Consider the following 18,575-nt stretch of genomic DNA (forward strand, 5'->3'; position numbering starts at 1 on the left):
ACAAGAAAAAATGCTTCACAGCGTTACCCAGCGGGACGTAGCGACAGGTCGGAAATACCATGTCGGCAGTCGCAAAAGTGTGACAATTATCTTCTTCCTTCATTTGGGTCGGGCGGTTCCCCCCGCGTGTGTTCGGCGTGGTAGCATAGAGAGCGTGCCAAATTTCGCAAGAAGTTCTTCTTGCAAAAGCACCTTGTCAGAGCACCCTTGTCAGAAAGGGATCGAGTGGGCGATTTTCACGATCCAGAACTGATCATAAAGTTTCGTCGGGCCGCCCGCGTTGCGAGCGTGGTGGTGATCGCGATCAGCGAGATTGTGTTGGTCGGTTGGGCCTTGGATTACGAGGCTCTGAGAGCGTTGTTGCCCGGTAAAGTGGCAATGAACCCCGGCGGGACGGCAATAGGATTTCTGCTGTGTGGTGCGGCGCTGTGGCTGTCGTATCGCGAGTCAGGCGAACCATCCGCTTCATCGACGGCGACATATTCAGCGATTGCGTTGGCATCGTTGGTGGTTGCGATGGCAGTCGTTCGCATCTTGGGGTACCAGTTTGATTTCGATGATGGTCCCGATCGCTGGCTGTTCCCCGCAAAGCTGGACGTGTATGAAATCCACAACCGGATGGCCCCCAACACGGCGCTGAATTTCCTGCTCACGGGCCTTGCGCTGGTGTTCGCCAATCTTCGATGGCGATGGCGGTATCTGTTCACCGAGACATTCACGTTGGTTGCGGCATTGGTGTCGCTGCTGGCGATCGTGGGCTATGCCTACAGCAGCGTCAATCTGATTGGGATGAAGGCGTATATCCCGATGGCACTGAACACGGCCGTCGGGTTTGCCATTCTTTGTCTCGGGATTTTGTGTTCGCGGCCGACCGAAGGGTTAATGCAAGTCATCAGCGACCGCGGTGCCGGTGGCGTGATGGCGCGACGGCTGTTGCCGGCCGCCATCATTATTCCCACGGTGATCGGAGGGTTTCGTTGGTGGGCACAACAACAAGGCATCTTCGATCCGGTGATGGGATTGTCGGTGTTTGTGTTGACCAACATCGTCGTGTTCAGCATCCTGATCTGCTGGAGCGCCGTGTCAATGAATCGGACCGACGCGGCGCTCCAGCAATCGCGAATCGAAGCCGAGGCGGCCAACCGCGCCAAAAGTGAATTTTTGGCGAATATGAGTCACGAGATTCGGACTCCCATGAACGGCATCATCGGGATGGCGGAACTGTTGTCCGACACACCGCTCGAAAAGGATCAACAAGAGTTTTTAGGGTTGATCCGCCAGTCCGCAGATTCGTTGTTGCGGTTGCTCAACGACATCTTGGACTTTTCCAAAATTGAAGCCGATCGATTAGAGCTCGAAGAGATCGACTTTGATTTGCGTGATTGTGTTGGCAAGGCGATGAGGTTGTTCGCACTCAAAGCGGATGAGAAGGGATTAGAGCTGGCGGCCCGAATCGATCCATCGATCCCCAATCGTCTGGTCGGCGACCCCGGACGAATTCGTCAAATCATCGTGAATTTTGTTGGAAACGCGATCAAATTTACCGAGTCGGGCGAGGTGGTGGTGGATGTCAACTCGGACGAGGTGAGCGACGAGCATGCGGTGCTGCACATCAGCGTCCGAGATACGGGGATTGGAATTCCGGCGGAAAAGCAACAAAAGGTTTTCGAAGCGTTTTCGCAAGTCGATACGTCCACGACGCGTCGTTTTGGCGGTACCGGTTTAGGGCTGACGATCTCGACAAAACTGATTCAGATGATGGGAGGTCGTGTTTGGTTGGAAAGTGAACCGGGGGTGGGGACGAAGTTTCATTTCTTGATTCACTTGCAAGTTGCTGCGGATCAATCACCGCGTCGTCCCGCAGACCTCGCGCGATTGCAAGGCACTCGGGTGTTGGTGGTTGACGACAATTCGACCAATCGGCGGATTTTGCAAGAGATGCTCTCGCAGTGGAGACTTGATGCCGAGATGGCGTGTGATGGTTTGCAGGCGTTAGAGCAAATTGATGTCGCTGAACGCGAGAAGACGCCCTTTCGCTTGATCTTGCTGGACTACCACATGCCAGAAATTGATGGGCTGGATTTCGCGGAACGGTTAGCGAGTCGGGATGCAAAATCGCCGTATACGATTGTGATGTTGTCGTCATCGGTGGGCGGGCTGCAGCCGGAGGTCATGCGTCGCGTTGGGATTGTTCGCTTTATGACAAAGCCGGTGATCGCGTCGGAGTTGCTCGATACCATCCTCGAGGTGATGGGGATCACCGACATGGACGACGCGGCAGATGATTCCCATGCGTCGCAAACATTGGTGCAAGCGAGGAAAGTGCTGTTGGCCGAAGACGGTGTCGTCAACCAAAAGGTGGCCATGGGTTTTTTGTCCAAATGGGGGCATAAAGTGGTGTTGGCGACAAACGGTCGTGAGGCCGTCGACGCGGTCCGTCGAGAGTCATTTGACTTGATTTTGATGGACATTCAAATGCCTGATCTGAATGGGATCGAGGCGACCGCCGTGATCCGTCAAATGGAAGCGGAGCGGGACGAGCATCAATTGATCGTCGCCATGACGGCCAATGCCATGAAGGGAGATCGAGAACGGTTTCTCGCCGCCGGGATGGACGACTACATCGCCAAGCCCTTCGATCCCTTGGAATTGCAACGCGTGATAGCTCAATCACCGTGCGTGGCGATGCAGGATGCGGTCCCGGCAAAGCGGGCTGTTGCAGCGATCTCGTCTGCGGAGCCTGCGTTGCAGCCGGAATGTTCACCAAAATGTGAACTAGCAGCGACCGATGGTCAACCTCAACTCAATTGGAAAACGACGCTCGCACAAACCTGTGGTAGTGAGGAGATGGCTTGCGAGTTAGCAAAAGTCTACTTGGATGAATCGCAGCAGTTGCTCGGCAAGATTCAAGCGGCATTTGAATCTGGCGATGCGATGGGCCTCTCGCGAGCCGCTCATACGTTAAAGGGAGCATCGAGTTATTTTGGCGCCGTCGACGTGGTCAAGGCCGCGCAAACACTCGAGCTTCAAGGCAAACAGGGCGACGTAAGTTCCGTGGCTCCGACCATCGAGCAGCTGGTCACTGCGTCAGAGCGTTTAGCGAAAGAGCTAAACGCAAAGACCGGCGGGTAGCAGGATTGCCACGCACGCGTCACCCTCGGCGTTCTCTCCGGAACGGTTCGCGGAGGTCAAATTAAACTCGGGCATGCGAGGTTTTGCGTCCGGGTAAAGTACACATCAGCAGCGTCATTCCGAGTACTGCACTGATCGCCGAGCCCACCATGATGCCCGTTTTTGCGGTATCCAGTCCTGCCTCGCCGAACGCCAATCCGTCGATGAACAATGCCATCGTAAACCCAATGCCAGTGAGGAAACTGCCTGCGATCAGAATTCGCCAGTTCACACCGGCTGGCAATCTCGCCCAGCCAATTTTAACGGCCAGCAGGCAGAACAGCAGCACGCCGAGCGGTTTACCCACAACCAATCCCAACGTAACCGCAATCGCAACCGGATCCTCGATGTTGGTCAATTGCATTGCGACGCCCGCATTGGCCATCGCGAAGAGCGGAATGATGAAATAGCTGCTCCACGGATGCAGTGTCGTTTCAAGATACTCCAACGGAGAAACGGTTTCGCGTGTCAATCGTTGCACCTCTCGCACCTTTTGGGCGCGATGATTTATCGAGTTCCAACCATCACCGCGGAACGCTTCGCCAGTTTTAATCAAATATTGACGAAAGTGGTCGGGCACAATCGTGGCCTTGGCCGGCGTCATCAATCCCAGTATCACGCCAGTCAAGGTTGCGTGGACGCCCGATTCGTGAAATGCAAGCCACGCAATTAGACCAGCGAAGATATAGGGAGGGAAACGCCGTATACCGATCCGCGAAAACAGATGGACGATCCCAATCCCAATCGCCGCCAGCATCAGGAAACGACCATCCAACTCTTGAGTGTATCCAATCGCAATCACGATGATCGCACCGATGTCATCGACGATCGCGAGCGACAACAACAGCACGCGTAGATTGTTGGGCACGCGCGAACCAAGTAACGCGAGAAAACCGACGACAAATGCAATATCGGTCGCCATTGGGATGCCCCATCCGCGTGCAGCGGGTTGGTCATACTGAAGCGCCAAATAGATACCCGCGGGCACGACCATACCGCCAATCGCGGCTGCAATCGGCAGAGCGGCGCGACGAAGGTCCGAGAGTGCTCCATGCACCAATTCTCGCTTGACCTCTAACCCGATCACAAAGAAAAAGATCGCCATCAACCCGTCGTTGATGATGTGCCGCAGCGAGTGTTGGAATTGGATCGATCCAAACGAGACGCCCACCTCGGTTTTCCAAAAACTGAGATATGAATCAGCCCATGCGGAATTAGCCATGATGATGGCAAACGCCGTACAGAGCATCAACAGCACGCCGCTGGCCGCTTCGACATGCAGAAAACGAGCAACCGGGCGTACAAATCGATCGATCGGCTGTTCAGGTAATGGAACCGTCACATCGCGATGGACTGGTTGGATGTGCTGATAACGAGGGTCGCTAGTTGTCGGTGAAGACATTCATTCTCCGTAAATTGTAACACAATTGAAACTCCGTTTTGACGCAATACGATCATTCGCCGTCGGCAACTTGCGACTAGGTTGCCATCGCCTCGCGTTCGGACTGATGCAAGATGTCTTCGATCTGCATCTCGATGTTTCCGCTAGGGACTTTCCAGTGGACGCGATCCCCGATCTGACAACCTAAAATCGCGGTGCCAATCGGCGCCAGCACCGACAATTTTCCCGTCGCTATATGTGCCTCTTCGGGATACACCAACGTATAAGTCCTCAATTCGTTTCTACTGCGGTCGAGCAGCTGGATGACCGAATCCATCGTCACAACATCTGCAGGAACGTCGTTCGAATCGACAATCTCTGCCAAGTTAAGTTTCCCCTGCAGCTCCTGCAAATTTTGATGATCGTACTTAGCATGCGTGAATTTGCTCGACAGCAATTCTTCGATGCGTTGATAGTCACTTTGACTGATGACGATATTTTTGTAGTTCACGAAGAAGGCCTCTGAATCGAGAGTGGTCGTCTCAATTTTGAAAACAGTAGTTCAATTTTGAGAGACAGAATTTGACGCGACGAGTGTTTGTGGCAGGGGCGATAATCGAGAGGGGTGCTCTCTGACGGTTGGACGCCGGTTTTGCCCTGCATTGCAACCGCCGCGCCAAACAGACAAGGATCGGGCAATTGGCGTGTCCGACCGAGAAACAATGGTTGTCTGGTTCTGATATCCGCCATTAGTGACGAGAACACAGGCGAAAATTCCGCCACGCCGCCCAATATTTAGTCAGGACGTTTAGCGGTGATGCGCGCAACACTATTGCGGATGTGTTGCCGCGTGGGGACTACTGTCAACCTGAGTTGACAGGTTGACGCCCAATGCCATCTACTTTGAAACCAAACGGATGATTCTGTAGCGGTGTGGCGCAAGCCGCCCGGTGGAAATCGAACGCCGCCCGGTGGAAATCGAACGTTTTTTCACGCTGCAACCGGACGGCTCGCGCCGTGCCGCTACCAAAGTAGATGGCATTGGGGTGACGCCATCGCGAAAGACGCTATTTGCGAAAATCTGCTGCAGCGATTCCGTGTTTCTTCAATAGCTTGTGCATGCCTTGCCTTGAAACGCCTGCTTGTTGCGCCGCATGGGAAATGTTCCCGGCGTGTTTTTCAATCAGCGAGCTCAGGTACGAATGCTCGGCGCTTTCCACTGCGTCATCGCGTGACGCGTCACCAAACACTGACACTTGATGATTGCTACCTTCACGCGTGCGTCTCAGCGGCTCGGGCAGGTCGGCAAATTCGATCGTGTCACTGCGAGACAACGCGATCGCCCGCTCGATCGCATTTCGTAATTCGCGAATATTTCCCGGCCAATCGTAGCGGCGAAAACAATCAAGGGTCTCATCGGAAAACTGCACGACAGACGATCCGGCAGGTCGCAGTTGAGACAAGAAACGTTTGGCCAGTAACACGCAATCTTCACCCCGCTCTCGCAACGCAGGCAATTCGATATGGATCACGCCCAGGCGGTAGTAAAGGTCTTGGCGAAAACGTCCTTCACGCACCTCGGTTTCCAAGTTTCGATTCGTCGCACAAATAAAACGTGTGTCGACTTGAATCGGAGTGCTTTTGCCGACGGGGGTAAAGATCTGTTCCTGAATCGCACGCAGCAATTTCGCTTGCGATGCAGCTGGCAATTCACCGAGTTCGTCAAAGAAAGCAGTCCCCTGGTGACAGTGACTTAGCAAACCGGCTTGGTCCTTGACCGCGCCAGTGAACGATCCTTTGACATGCCCGAACAACACAGATTCAAACAACGAATCAGGAATCGCGGTGCAATCAATCACCTGGAAATTATTGTCGCCGCGTTGGCTATGGTTGTGAATCGCACGGGCGACCACCTCTTTGCCGGTACCGCTTTCACCCGTGATCAAAATGTTCGTATTGGTTTGGGCAACCCGGTCGATGATGTCCAGCAGTTCCAGCATGGGGGGACTAAGGCCGACGATTTCAGGAAACTTTTCAATCAGCGTTCGCTGCGTATCGTCGTTAGGTTCGTTGGCGGCGGGAACGCTCGGTGGATGCGCCAGGACGCGCTGTACGCTAACCAGCAGATCTTCGTAGCTGACCGGTTTTAGCAGGTAGTCGGCAATCCCTAATCGGATGCTCTCGATCGCGGTGGGCACCGAGGGCACCCCGGTAATCACGATCAAGGGAATGTGCGACCAATGGCGACGCTCTTCGCGAAGCAGTTCCAGTTTTAAATTGCCGGGCATGTTTAGATCCGACAACACCAAATCGAACCGTTCACGCCGCAGCGCCTCGAGTGCCGCGTTTGCGTCCGCAACGCAAACACACTCGTAACCCGATTTTCGTAACAACTCGCCGGTGGTACGCAGATACAGCGGTTCGTCGTCCGCGATCAATATGCGTGCTAAGGGAGAGGCGTTCATGCGAGTATCGTGGTGGAGTGAGTTTGGCTTAAAAAAACTGCGAATCGAGCAACGAGTTGTTACAGCCGATTGAACACGGCTGCAAATACGGCTCCCTCGCCCGGTTGACTCTCGACTTCGATCGAGCCGCCCATGGCTTCAATCAAGCTTCGTGAGACCGACAGCCCCAAGCCCATCCCCTGTTTCGACTGGCCTGTTTTCGTACTGAAAAACGGGTCGAAAATGTGCGGCAGCGTTTCTTCGTCGATGCCGTCGCCGTAGTCGGCAACCACCACACGAACCGAATTGTCGCAAGCGGTCAGGTTGACTGTCACCGCTGCGTCTTGGGGAGAGGCTTGGATCGCATTTCGGATCAGATTCAATAGTATCTGCTTGACTTCGCCCTCGGGCAACGTGACTTCGGTTGGCGTTGGGTTGGCGATCACCTTGATGCGGACCCCGGTTTTCTGCATCATCGGCTCCAACAGCGATACCACGTCGGCAACGGCCTTTTCCATCGAAAAGCGGCCTCGCTGTTGCTGGCTGGGCCGGTACAGTTGGTACATTTGGTGGGTGATGGAGCTGATTCGTTCGATCTCGCTGTCGATCAATTCGAGCAACTCGAAATGTTCATGCTCCGGTGTCAAATCCGATTTGAAGAGTGCAAACGCATTGCGGATTCCGGCCAGCGGATTGTTGACTTCATGAGCCACGCCTGCGGCGAGTTGACCCAAAGCGGCCAGCTTTTCCATTTTACGACGATGGACCTCCAACTGGGCAATCCGTGCAGTACGCTCTTGGACCAATTGTTCGAGGTGTTCGGCGTGCAGTCGCAACTGTTCACGAAGTTGATGGCGTTCGGTAAAGTCGCGGACGCTGGCGCGAAATCCGAGATGGGCTCCCGATTCGTCATACATCGGTTGCCATGAAACCGCCAACCATCGATTGCTGCCATCGCGGTGGATACCACGAAAATCGACATCGTTTCCAAAGTTGCCTTCGCTCGCTTGTTGCATCACTTTGGCGATTCGATCACGGTCCTCGGGTGCGACCATCGGAAGCGGATAGTCGGGCATCGCCAGACATTCATCCGGCCGGTAACCGGTCATTCGCTGGACCGCCGCATTGACCCACAACAACCGTCCTTCGGGTGAGTGCCAACTCTCCCAATCGTAGGTGTAGTTCGCGATCGCGCGGAAACAATCGTTGCTGATTTCTTCGTTTTCGTGAGGTTGGATTTGCATGCGAGTCATTTTAGCACCGCAAACCGATCACCGAAATCGATCTCGGGGGGAAGACGACAAGCGTCCAAACAGCGGCTGATTTTCATAATTTAATCTGGCGTATGGCTTACGACGTAAACCACGAACGTAAAGCGATCGCCGCGGCCAACAACAGACACAGAATCAGTTGGCCGCCTAACTGGTTACGATCCGAGGCGTCCTCATTTGAACGTTCGACCGAAGACTCGGCCGAATCGGTGACTACTAATTTGACGGTTAAATCGCGGCGAGGGGCCGCGAAGTCGGAGTCGACTTCAAAATCATCGAGCGGATAGTTGGGGTTGCGCATCAACATGTCGGGGCTTTCGTTCGAGAAATGAATGAATAGTGTCACTCCCGTGGCTTCAGCCTTTCCCCTAATGCAATCAAGATGCCGCCTCGCATTTTGGTGGTTTTTCCGTGAAATCGAGACCAAAACAGCGGTTTTGAGCCATCGCCGCGTCGACCCGCGGAGACAGTGTCGACCACCGTTGACGACGCAACGACACGCTGACGCCGTGTCCAGTTTTAGTCCAAGTTGATCATTCAGCAATCAAGCTAGAGGAATTCAATCGCGTCGTCGAAACTTCGGAAATCGCAGTTTATTGCGAAAAACGTGGTGTTTTTTGAGGTTGTTGTCCGCCGGAATCTTGGCGGGTGCGCCGTGGCACGCGACCTGCTTTGCTATCGGCGAATCAAGAATTGCACCGTGCCGATACGCTTATTTTGTTGAGAGAAACATGTCTGCTGCTGATTTGTTCGACCGTTCGTCGTCCGCTTGGTTTCCGTTTTCACACTCACGCTCGCCGAGTCATGTTCATCGCGGACACTTTGCGTCGGTAGCACCCATTAAATGGGCGCTGCTTTTGTGCAGCACCGTTGCACTGGTTAGCAGCACCTATCTAGCTTGGGTTTCGTTGACGTCGGGCAGCGTGGCGGGGTGTAGCGGCGATTTGTTCAATTGTGACCATGTCCTGCACAGTCGCTGGGCCACGGTGATGTCGGTGCCCGTCAGCATTCCTGCGATATTGATCCACGCTTCGATTCTGGGACTTTTGCTGATGCGGCCAATGCCGCTCAAGTGGGAGCGATACCGTTGGCCAATGATCAGTTTTGCCGCGATCACGGCGGGTGCCGCGGCGGTTTGGTTTGTTGGTCTACAGGTCTTTCTGCTGGAACATCTGTGTCCCTACTGTCTGGTCGCGCATACGGCGGGACTGATTGCGGCGGCAGTGGTGCTGTGGCGACGACCGCTTCGCAAATCGACGTTGGCGAAAGTCAGCGGAGTCACAGTGACGTCGGTAGCACTGCTGATTGCCCTGCAAGTCAGTACGCCAGCGCCCGATACGTTCGAGGTGATTGAATACGCAAGCCCGCCGGCCGCAATTTCCGCAGACCCGTCGCTTCCCGCAGAGTCGTCAACGACGAAGGACAACGATGCGATGCTGTTTGAAGCTCCGATCTCATCGACCAGTTCCACGACGCCCAAGTCTCAGCCAAGCTTGACAGCAGTGTCGTTGGCGATGGGATTGTTCAACCCCAGCATGTTGATGGCCGGGCAAGTGGGTCAGGCGACTGGTGAGAGCGCGCCGGCAACAAAACCAGAGCGACGAACCGCGAGCATTTTAGGGGGCGTCAAACTCGATACACGCCAATGGCCACTGATTGGAAATCCCGACGCGGAATTAGTATTCGTCGAGCTATTTGACTATACGTGTCCTCATTGCCAACGAACCCACGCGGCGCTATCGCAAGCGAAAGCTCGCTATGGCGACCGATTAGCCGTGATCGTATTGCCGGTGCCACTTGACCGAGCGTGTAATCCAACGGTCCGTCAAACGGGCGCCGCCCATGCCGAGGCATGTGATCTGGCACGTTTGGCGATTTCGGTTTGGGTGGTCGACCCCAATGCGTTCCCGAAATTCCATGACTACGTGTTTGACACCAAACCAAGCTATGCAAGTGCACTGCAACACGCGTCGCAGTTGGTCGACTCGGAAAAGCTTCGCAAAACGATGAGCGGTCCGATCCCCAGCGACTACATCGCAAAACATGTTTCGCTGTACCAGAAAGCCGGCGCAGGTGCGATTCCGAAATTGATGTTTCCCACCAGCACCACCGTCGGCGAGATCTCCTCAGGCGACCGCTTGGTGCAGTTGATTGCACAACATCTCGAGCGTTCAAGTCGCTAAGAGAATAGGTGTCACTGGATATCTGTTCCGAGGAACAATTCTGACAATGCGCGATCGCGAATTCTTATGTCTGCCTCGTTTGTGAAACAAAGAGGTTTGACCCCTTTGATTTGTCCAACGGTCCGTCAAACGGGCGCCGCCCATGCCGAGGCATGTGATCTGGCACGTTTGGCGATTTCGGTTTGGGTGGTCGACCCCACGGCGTTCCCGAAATTCCATGACTACGTGTTTGACACCAAACCAAGCTATGCAAGTGCACTGCAACAGGCGTCGCAGTTGGTCGATTCGGAAAAGCTTCGCAAAACGATGAGCGGTCCAATACCAAGTGATTACATTGCAAAGCATGTTTCGCTGTACCAGAAAGCCGGCGCAGGTGCGATTCCGAAGCTGCTATTTCCCACCAGCACCACGGTCGGCGAGATCTCCTCAGGCGACCGCTTGGTGCAGTTGATTGCACAACATCTCGAGCGTTCAAGTCGCTAAGAGAATGGGGGGCATTGGATATCTGTTCCGAGGAACAATTCTGACAATGCGCGATCGCGATCTTTTATGTCTGCCTCGTTTGTGAACGCAACAAAGAGGTTTGGACCCCTTTAAGTTGACCGACCCCTATAAGTTGACCTGACCCCATTGAGTTTCTCGTTAGCCGTTTGGGCGCTAGCCCCGGTTGAACACCGGAACCGTGGCTAACGCCAAAACGGCCAATTTACTGAAAGACGCCTGCATAGGTGTTTATAAACTTACAGCAGCTGTTCTCGGTAGTGGTTTGGCGACGAACTCGATTTACGAGAGGATCATCAAGCCAACTAGTCCGGTAACCACTGTTTGATTGGTTGAAATTGATTCGAGTCGGCCGAACGAGAAATCGCCATTGGGTAGCATTGCCGGTAGCGGTCTGCAAGCTCCTCGCACAGTCGCCGTGCGTGGGCGGCATACGCTGTTGCTGAATCGGGTGAATCGCTTCGGCTGTGCGACTGCGCTAACAAGTACATCGTCGTCAACGTACTTTCTTCTTGGTAGTAACCCATCCGCAAGCCTTGCTCGACCCCATCCAGTACACGTGAGCCGTCGACATGAGCGTAATTGAAAAATGCGTGTTGAAAGTTTCCTTGAATCGATTCGATGCAGCGACTGTAGACAAAGTCTCCCATCGGCGGGCCAATTGCTTTAGCGACGCCGCCAGCATAGGCCGGCCCTGAACCACGTGTTCCTCCCCACTTTTCTAATCGCCAATTCATCATTCCCATGTGCATCGATACGTCTTCGGGATACAAGTGCATGAATCGTTTTACAGTGTCGGCGGTGTCGTCGTATTCCAAGGAAGTGTCGCGTGCCAATCCGATATAGTAATCGAATACGCAGGCAGGAACGTCGTCGAGCTGTAGTAGTTCCTTGCAAACTTCCATCGCTCGATTGTTTTCGTTTTCAAAGATTTTCCAACTCGACGCGTTTACCGAATTGGACCAACCCGTTCCCCGAGCGCTCCAAGCGACTGAGGTTCGATATTTAATTTCCGAACACATCGCGAGCGTCGACTTTTTCTTCGCCCATTCCTCGTAGGCTGGGTTGCGTTCTTTCACAAACTTTAAATCGCTTTCGCTGGCTTTTTCGTTGGTCAACAATTGTTGGTTGTTCGCCCATTGCCGGCCGATTCCACCAGCGAGTTCGCTGTAGAATTGCTCGGGTGTTCGATGGAATCGATTTTCAGGCAGTGAACGGATCAGTTTGTGAAGCTTTTCCAGTTCATCGAACCGATTTTGCCAAGACCAATTACGACCAATCCCTTGAATCCCATGCAGTCCTTGAGGCGCATTCATACCGCGAGCGTAAACGTCTACCGTTTTGTCATCGTAAAAAGCGATCACATCACCCGACGCGGCGCACGTCAACGATTGGTCACCGAAAGTCGACATCGCAACGGGACGAGAAAACGAACGACCGCCGAGTTGAGCATCGAACAAAACACGTTGCTTCTCGCCATCGGGTTGTGGTCGTGTCGCCACACACAATTGCGAACACTCGGTGGGAAAATTATGGACATCCAATACTTGTTCCAAGTCCCAGTACATTGTCATCCTCCATCCTTTTCGATCTGAACCTGGGTTGTTCGGATAGTTGGGACGTCTGTTGATGGCGTTTTTTTCGATCCACATGTCGTAGGCTCGCGAGCATCGAATCATCAACGGCTCACCAGGGTTTTCCAAAACCACGTCAAACGAATCGACCACTACGCCGTTGTCTAATTTAAAAACATGTCCCATATTCTTGGTTTTGTAGGTAGCGATTCTTGCCGCCTCGGGTGAAATCGCAGGCATTGGCAACGTGGTGTTGATTTCACCAATTCGCGAGACGTGATCCAGTTTAGCGTCGGTCACAAACAATCCGCCGGAAGTATCGACGAGGATCGCGTTGCCCGTTTCAGAAGCGACGCTTAAGTGTTGAATCGCTGTCTCGAATTTCGACGTCGCAATGACAGAGCGTTTGCTGCAGTCAACGACGTACAGGTGTTCTCCTTTCGCAACAAAACACCGCGAGTCGCCACCGTTTTCATCCTGGCCAAAAAAGCCAACCATGGCGGCACCGGAATTGGAGCCAGTCAATTCGATCTGCTGCAAGTCTTCCAGATCACCCGGTTCGTCTTGGTCAGTCGGGTCGGTTCCAGGCAGCGCCCACCATGGGCGCCATGGTAGTCGTGCGATCCAGATGCCGTTTTCACCACTCAGCACCAAGTGCCTTGCCGTCAAATCCAACTGTGCTTTTGGGTTTTGGATTTGGTTGGGAATCGATACGCTGAACTTTTTGATCGGATGCCCGTCATATTCATCCAGCGCCAATCTCAATTCGGCAGCGGCTTCGCCAGAAAAATCGTGCGCAGCAACCGTCCACGGCGCGGGAGTCTCCGATTGAGCTGCTGCTTCGATCCGTTGCCGCCGATCGACAGCGATTTTGTCTACAAACTCTTTCATCGCACCCGCTGGCATTGCTCGCAGGAACGCAAAGTCAGTCGGTTTAGTGACTTGCCATTTGTCAGATAACACCGGCCATCGAAATTGATCGCGTTCGGTTCGGGTTGTTACCAATTCGGTTGCATGCTGTTTGGTAAAGGAGTGGATCTCAGGAACGGGTTCACAGCCCGTCAGCCCAAGCAGGGTTGTAAAAAGGAACCCGAGGGTGAAACGATGATTCTTCATTCTGCGATCTCCTGTTCGATTTCTACATCCGCCGTTGGAGCCGCAGGCGAAAAAAGAGCTCTTAGTGCTTGACCGATAGACGGCGATTGCGAACTGTCGGTCTTCGGACGAGACCCCAAATCGTCTTCGGCATCGAAGTCGTCGGGGCGGAAATAGTCGGTGGACCAATCTGGACGCTCGAAAATTTTGGGCCCCTCGGCTTTGCTTGGGTCTTGATAAACAGGAAGCCCACGCGCGTCATAGCCAAGGATTATCCGCTCTCGTGGTCTGAACCAAGCTTCGTAAGGATTAGGATCGAGAATCATTCGTTTCGTTACGGTCAGTTGTGTAATCAGTGACAGGGTTGCATCGGTCGGTCCAAGCCGAAGTCGTAGCGCTGGTAGCGCTCGCAGCAAATTTGGAAGCTCGGACCAATCGGCCGTTGCCCCTGTCAGATCAAGAGTCAACAGAGACGGAGCCTGTTTGACGAGCGCGGTAAGCACGCCAGTGGAGATCGTTGCCTTTGAAAGATCCAACTCAGTTAGCGCCGGCAGTGTACCGAGGCTCTGCATCGCTGCCGCGTCCAACGTCGCGCCACCCAACCCTAGGGTTTTCAAAGTCTCGCTATTACGAAGTGCCGACAATGCCTTCGGATCAATTGGATTTCCGCCAACAGAAAGCTGACGCCAGTTGCCCCGCTCGATCAATCGCGACACCGTTTCTATTGACAGTCCGCAATCTCGAACATCCAATTCGATCAGCGATTCGGGAATATCCCACGTGCCAACAAGTTCGTCATCCAAACGAGCGCCTGGTACTAGAGCTTGCTGTAGTTTTTTAAGTTCTGTCAGCCGGCTGAACGACGCCGTTGTAGATTCGGGATACGCGAGCGTCAAATGCGTCATCTCGCTTGCCTTGAGTACCTCGGTTACGACGCTGTCGTTAAGGGTCGCCCCGCCACCGACAAACCAAGTCAGGCCTTCGACTTCCGTGACGACCGCCGTTTTGATGGGCGCTAAAACCGCAAGTCCTGGGAGTTTTGGCGCATTGGTTACGTGCACGTAATTGGCCATCGGATTCAACACCATCGGTGACTGAAACTCGGGAACATTCACCAACCGCAGCGCCGTCAGTTGGGATTGATTGTGTTGGTCGAATGTCAAATGGGTGAACGATGGTTTGTCTTCAAAGCGGATCGCTGAGACTTTTGAATCCACGAGTAACCTCTTCAAACCGGGGAATTCAGCGTTCACACCCGAGACAAATTTTCGATCGATGAATGCGTTTCTTACGTCGATTCTTTCGAGCGTATCGGATTTCAATTGCTCAGCCGACTTTCCCGACAATTTGCTAAATTGAAAGTCGAGGTATTTCAGCGATTTGTTCTGCGAAAGCGGAGTTAAGTCGACATCGGTCAAGTCGCAACCGCGGATGCCTAGCAGTTGTATTGATTGCAGTTGGGCTAATTGGTCGACGATCCGTTGACGCACGTCCAAACCAAAATCGTTTCGGTAAGTGGGTTTGCCTGTCCCCGAAGATACACTGCTGAAAACGGCGACGTAATCCAGACCGTCGCACCCGTCGATCTGGATAGATTGAAGATCGCCGCCGTACGTTCCAACGGATTTCAAGTTTGGCAAATTTTCGATTTTTAGGTTTCGGCCCCAGAGGTTGACCGGCACCATTTCGTTGTCCGCCATTCTGGTCAGTAAATTCACATACTCAGTCTCGATTGCTTCTAACTTGGGAATGTTCTGTAGATTCAAGTCAACTTGCTGAAATGCATCAATCCCGAATTCAGACAGTTCAGGCATGTCGGCAAGCGTGATTTCAAATTGATTGGAATTCAGTGGTTCTTCCATCGAATTCACGGTTAGGCTTCGTAGTTTCGTCCATGATGAGAGATTCAGTTTGCCGCCTTGGCCGCTCGATGGGCGCGACAGAACCAAGCCACTCAACTTGCTTTTCAGTGGGCTTTCGTCCCAAGCTTCGTACGGGATCGTTGTTCCCAGTGCCATCATTCGAGACAGTTGGGGTAGCTGAGCAAATTGGTCCAACGCAGCAGAATCACAATTGGTGTTGGAGATGTTGATTTGGCCAACCATCGGACTGTTGGCGATCGACAACACGGCTTCGTTATCCAACACGTGCCCCGAAATGCGGATGTCTTGTAAATAACGCATCGAAGGCATACGACGAAGATGGGTGACGTCGTACTCGCCGCCGCCAATTCGCAACGAGCGAAGATTCGGTAACTTGCAAACAATCGCCACTTGTTCATCCGACGGTTGGTTCAAATTGACCGACGTGATTCTTGTCCACTTGCTGCTAATTGAATACGAAAAATACTTTTCAAAGATTTTCGGCACGTAAGATTGTCGAATGACTTGGCCAGCGGTTTGCAATTGTTCGCTGATCTTTCGATCCGCGTCGACAAGCCTGGTTTGCCTTTGCCAGTAGCCCAATCCCATCGCGATCATGGCAATCAAAATCAGCAAATCCGCCAACGACAAGCTGGGTTTTCTATCGGTTGCTTTGGGGCTTAAGTACCACAACGCCCACCCAATGCAAGCGAGTGCGATAGCGATGTTGATCAGCAACGCGGTGACAAACCAACGACTGTGGCTAGTCTGGTCTGGGAAATTGTGTCGTACAAAATATTGGTAGGGGAAACCTGCTGATACGGGATGCACGATCCCAGGTGCGTCTTCGGTGTTCAGCGACAGGTCAAATGGTAATTCTCGCGTCGATAGCCTTGACGAATTGGCTGGAACGTATTGCAACGGCCAATTGATCAACGTGAAAATGGCTAACAATCCGACGACACCGATCGTTCGCGAACGTGTACTTTGACGCGTAACTTTCGGCGCGACGTTTTCATTCGGCATTGGTTCATTCACTCAAGTGGCCCAGGAGTGGTAGATAGGATTCGTATGTCACACAGACGTGAGCCGCTATTCTACACACTTCTGCGTCCCTCCGAGTGAAGGACATGGCATTGCAAGCGAGGAACGCACTACTTTGGCGAATCAGGTAGTTGGAACATCTTTTCGACGTTTGTAGCGGGCTCTCGTCTTCATGCGATTGTTGACCACACTGTCAGTTTTACCCACAGATTTTTCGGATGAGCCTAGAGATTTTGCAGCCAAACGGTAGTCCTGGATGTGCATGGGAACCGTGGCAAGCGGGCTGTTGATTTATTCGAAATGCAAATCGCATAGGTGAGCCGTGGGCCGTAAGGCACCGGGTAATGCGTGGAACCCGGTCGCTCACGCGTCACGGCTCACGCGTCACGGCTCACTAAGTCAACAGCCCGCTACCGCCAAAACGCAACGCTGTGAAGCATTTTGAGCACGTAAAAAGCGGGGTTTTCACCAAGCTCCGAATATGAAAAAAGCCAGATTCCCCCCAAACACTAACTGAAACACTTCAGTCAGAAAGGAATCTGGCCATGAGTCGCAAGAAGCAGACAAAACGTAGTAAGCAAAACCAACGTCGCAAACCTAACCGCCAATCTCGTCGCAAGAACAAGACGATCTTCAACGAGGTGTGTCGTTGGATTGTTCCCAAAGGTGAATTGTTTACCAAAGATACATTTCATGGCAATATCAAATGGATGCCCGAAGAATTGGCGATCCAGGCACTCATCTGGTCTTGGCAAAATGAGATAAACGTCACCGATGCCTTCGATCAGACGATGGAAATCTGTGAAGAGCTGGGGCTTCACTGCACCGCCAAAACCTACACGGCCTTCATGAACGCATTGGATCGCTACGAATCGCTGTTCACGACGCGGCTTCGCCAGAGACATCAGTCATTGGCCCAGGAAGTGGGCGGACGTTTTTGGAGGTCCGCTGACTGGGTACTGATCGGCTTCGATGGGTCACGCGTGACGGTCCCGCGAACGGCCGCCAATGAGAAAGCTTTTTGTGCACCCAACTATGGCCGCGGCGTGCGTGCCAAATACGGAAAGAAGAAGTCCAAGGGGATGCGACGGAAGCGGAACCAGAAGAACAAACCTCAGCCACAAGAACCACAAATCTGGGTCACGATGATGTGGCACATGAGCCTTCGTCTACCGTGGACTTGGCGTTTGGGGCCATCGAACTCAAGCGAACGAGGCCACGTCGTGGAGATGCTTAAGGAAGAGACTTTCCCGGAAAAGACACTGTTTTGTGGTGACGCGGGCTTCGTAGGTTATCCTCTGTGGAGTGCGATCCTGGCTGCCGGTGGTGACTTCCTTGTTCGTGTCGGAGCGAACGTGAAGTTGCTCAGCGAGCAGGCTGATATCAAGCAACTCGGTGGAGGTCGAGTCTTGTGTTGGCCCAAGGGGAGGATGGAATCTGGCGCCCCGCCGCTGAAGCTGCGTCTGGTGAAAGTGAAAGTTGGCAAGACGAAGATGTGGATGCTTACGAGCGTATTGAGCGCTCGTAAGCTGAGGCACAAGCAGCTCATTGGTTACTACAAAATGCGTTGGGGAATCGAAGTCGAATTCCGCGGCTTGAAACAAACCATTGACAAGCACAAACTACGTTGCCGCAACAGCGATCGGGCATTGGCGGAACTGGACTGGTCGATTCGCGCGATGGCGATTGCCGAACTGCTGGCGCTGCGAGAACAGATTCCCGAACAGCAAGACGTTCCCGAGCAAGTCGACTATGATCCGAAAAAACGAAGTTTGGCCAACACGATGCGTTGCTTGCGACGCTGCATGCGTCGCCTCGACAAATATTGCAGTGCGAGTGACAACATGCTGCACAGCCTGTCGCAAGCCCTCGTCCAGACCTATCAAGCGGGCACGGACAAGAAGGCGCGTTACCGTCCAAAGAACCCACACAAGAAACCGTTGGGCGATCCTGAAATAAGAAAACTGAACATGGAAGAACGTAAAAAACTCGCCGAATTCCATCAAAACCAAGCAGCCTAAAATACTTCACAGCGTTGGCCAAAACGGC

11 protein-coding genes are annotated in these 18,575 nt (G+C 53.2%); 4 read left to right on the forward strand and 7 right to left on the reverse strand.

Annotated features, from left to right (window positions below; all coding sequences use genetic code 11):
- The first annotated feature begins 225 nt into the window (after positions 1-225).
- The gene (locus tag SH528x_RS14195) at positions 226-3,132 is read left to right on the forward strand and encodes a response regulator (protein WP_442511172.1); all 2,907 of its coding nucleotides are present in this window, start codon (positions 226-228) and stop codon (positions 3,130-3,132) included.
- A 61-nt stretch (positions 3,133-3,193) separates the two neighbouring features.
- Here SH528x_RS14195 and nhaA read toward each other — a convergent pair whose 3' ends face one another.
- The 5 genes from nhaA to SH528x_RS14220 form a co-directional block, all read right to left on the reverse strand.
- Positions 3,194-4,573, reverse strand: a complete 1,380-nt coding sequence (gene nhaA, locus SH528x_RS14200) for a Na+/H+ antiporter NhaA (RefSeq protein ID WP_442511173.1) — start codon at positions 4,571-4,573, stop codon at positions 3,194-3,196.
- Positions 4,574-4,649: 76 nt separating this feature from the next.
- Positions 4,650-5,063 (reverse strand): nucleoside diphosphate kinase regulator, encoded by a 414-nt coding sequence (rnk, locus tag SH528x_RS14205; protein WP_442511174.1) that lies wholly within the window; start codon positions 5,061-5,063, stop codon positions 4,650-4,652.
- Between the two features lie 556 nt (positions 5,064-5,619).
- Complete coding sequence (locus SH528x_RS14210) at positions 5,620-7,017, reverse strand: sigma-54-dependent transcriptional regulator (RefSeq protein WP_442511175.1); 1,398 nt, start codon at positions 7,015-7,017, stop codon at positions 5,620-5,622.
- Positions 7,018-7,076: 59 nt separating this feature from the next.
- On the reverse strand, positions 7,077-8,240 hold the full coding sequence (locus SH528x_RS14215; protein ID WP_442511176.1) for a two-component system sensor histidine kinase NtrB: 1,164 nt from the start codon (positions 8,238-8,240) through the stop codon (positions 7,077-7,079).
- 106 nt (positions 8,241-8,346) lie between these two features.
- Entirely contained in the window at positions 8,347-8,574 is a 228-nt protein-coding gene (locus SH528x_RS14220) for a hypothetical protein (protein ID WP_442511177.1), read from the reverse strand.
- 424 nt (positions 8,575-8,998) lie between these two features.
- On the opposite strand from SH528x_RS14220, the gene SH528x_RS14225 reads away from it, so the two are divergent.
- Both SH528x_RS14225 and SH528x_RS14230 read left to right on the forward strand, forming a co-directional pair.
- Complete coding sequence (locus tag SH528x_RS14225) at positions 8,999-10,450, forward strand: vitamin K epoxide reductase family protein (RefSeq protein WP_442511178.1); 1,452 nt, start codon at positions 8,999-9,001, stop codon at positions 10,448-10,450.
- Between the two features lie 105 nt (positions 10,451-10,555).
- Positions 10,556-10,933 carry a hypothetical protein gene (locus tag SH528x_RS14230; protein ID WP_442511179.1) on the forward strand — a complete coding sequence of 126 codons (378 nt, stop codon included), beginning with the start codon at positions 10,556-10,558 and terminating at the stop codon, positions 10,931-10,933.
- A 323-nt stretch (positions 10,934-11,256) separates the two neighbouring features.
- On the opposite strand, the gene SH528x_RS14235 is transcribed toward SH528x_RS14230, so the two are convergent.
- Together SH528x_RS14235 and SH528x_RS14240 are read right to left on the reverse strand one after the other, a co-directional pair.
- Positions 11,257-13,641, reverse strand: coding sequence for a hypothetical protein (locus tag SH528x_RS14235; RefSeq protein WP_442511180.1), 2,385 nt, complete (start codon positions 13,639-13,641; stop codon positions 11,257-11,259).
- Positions 13,638-16,508, reverse strand: coding sequence for a hypothetical protein (locus SH528x_RS14240; protein WP_442511181.1), 2,871 nt, complete (start codon positions 16,506-16,508; stop codon positions 13,638-13,640). The genes SH528x_RS14235 and SH528x_RS14240 overlap by 4 nt, the downstream gene beginning before the upstream one ends.
- Before the next feature lie 563 nt (positions 16,509-17,071).
- Between SH528x_RS14240 and SH528x_RS14245 the strand changes: the two genes are divergently transcribed.
- Positions 17,072-18,547, forward strand: coding sequence for a transposase (locus SH528x_RS14245; RefSeq protein ID WP_442505179.1), 1,476 nt, complete (start codon positions 17,072-17,074; stop codon positions 18,545-18,547).
- Positions 18,548-18,575 lie beyond the last annotated feature (28 nt).

This window comes from Novipirellula methanifontis (assembly GCF_052161655.1).
Lineage (GTDB): Bacteria > Planctomycetota > Planctomycetia > Pirellulales > Pirellulaceae > Novipirellula.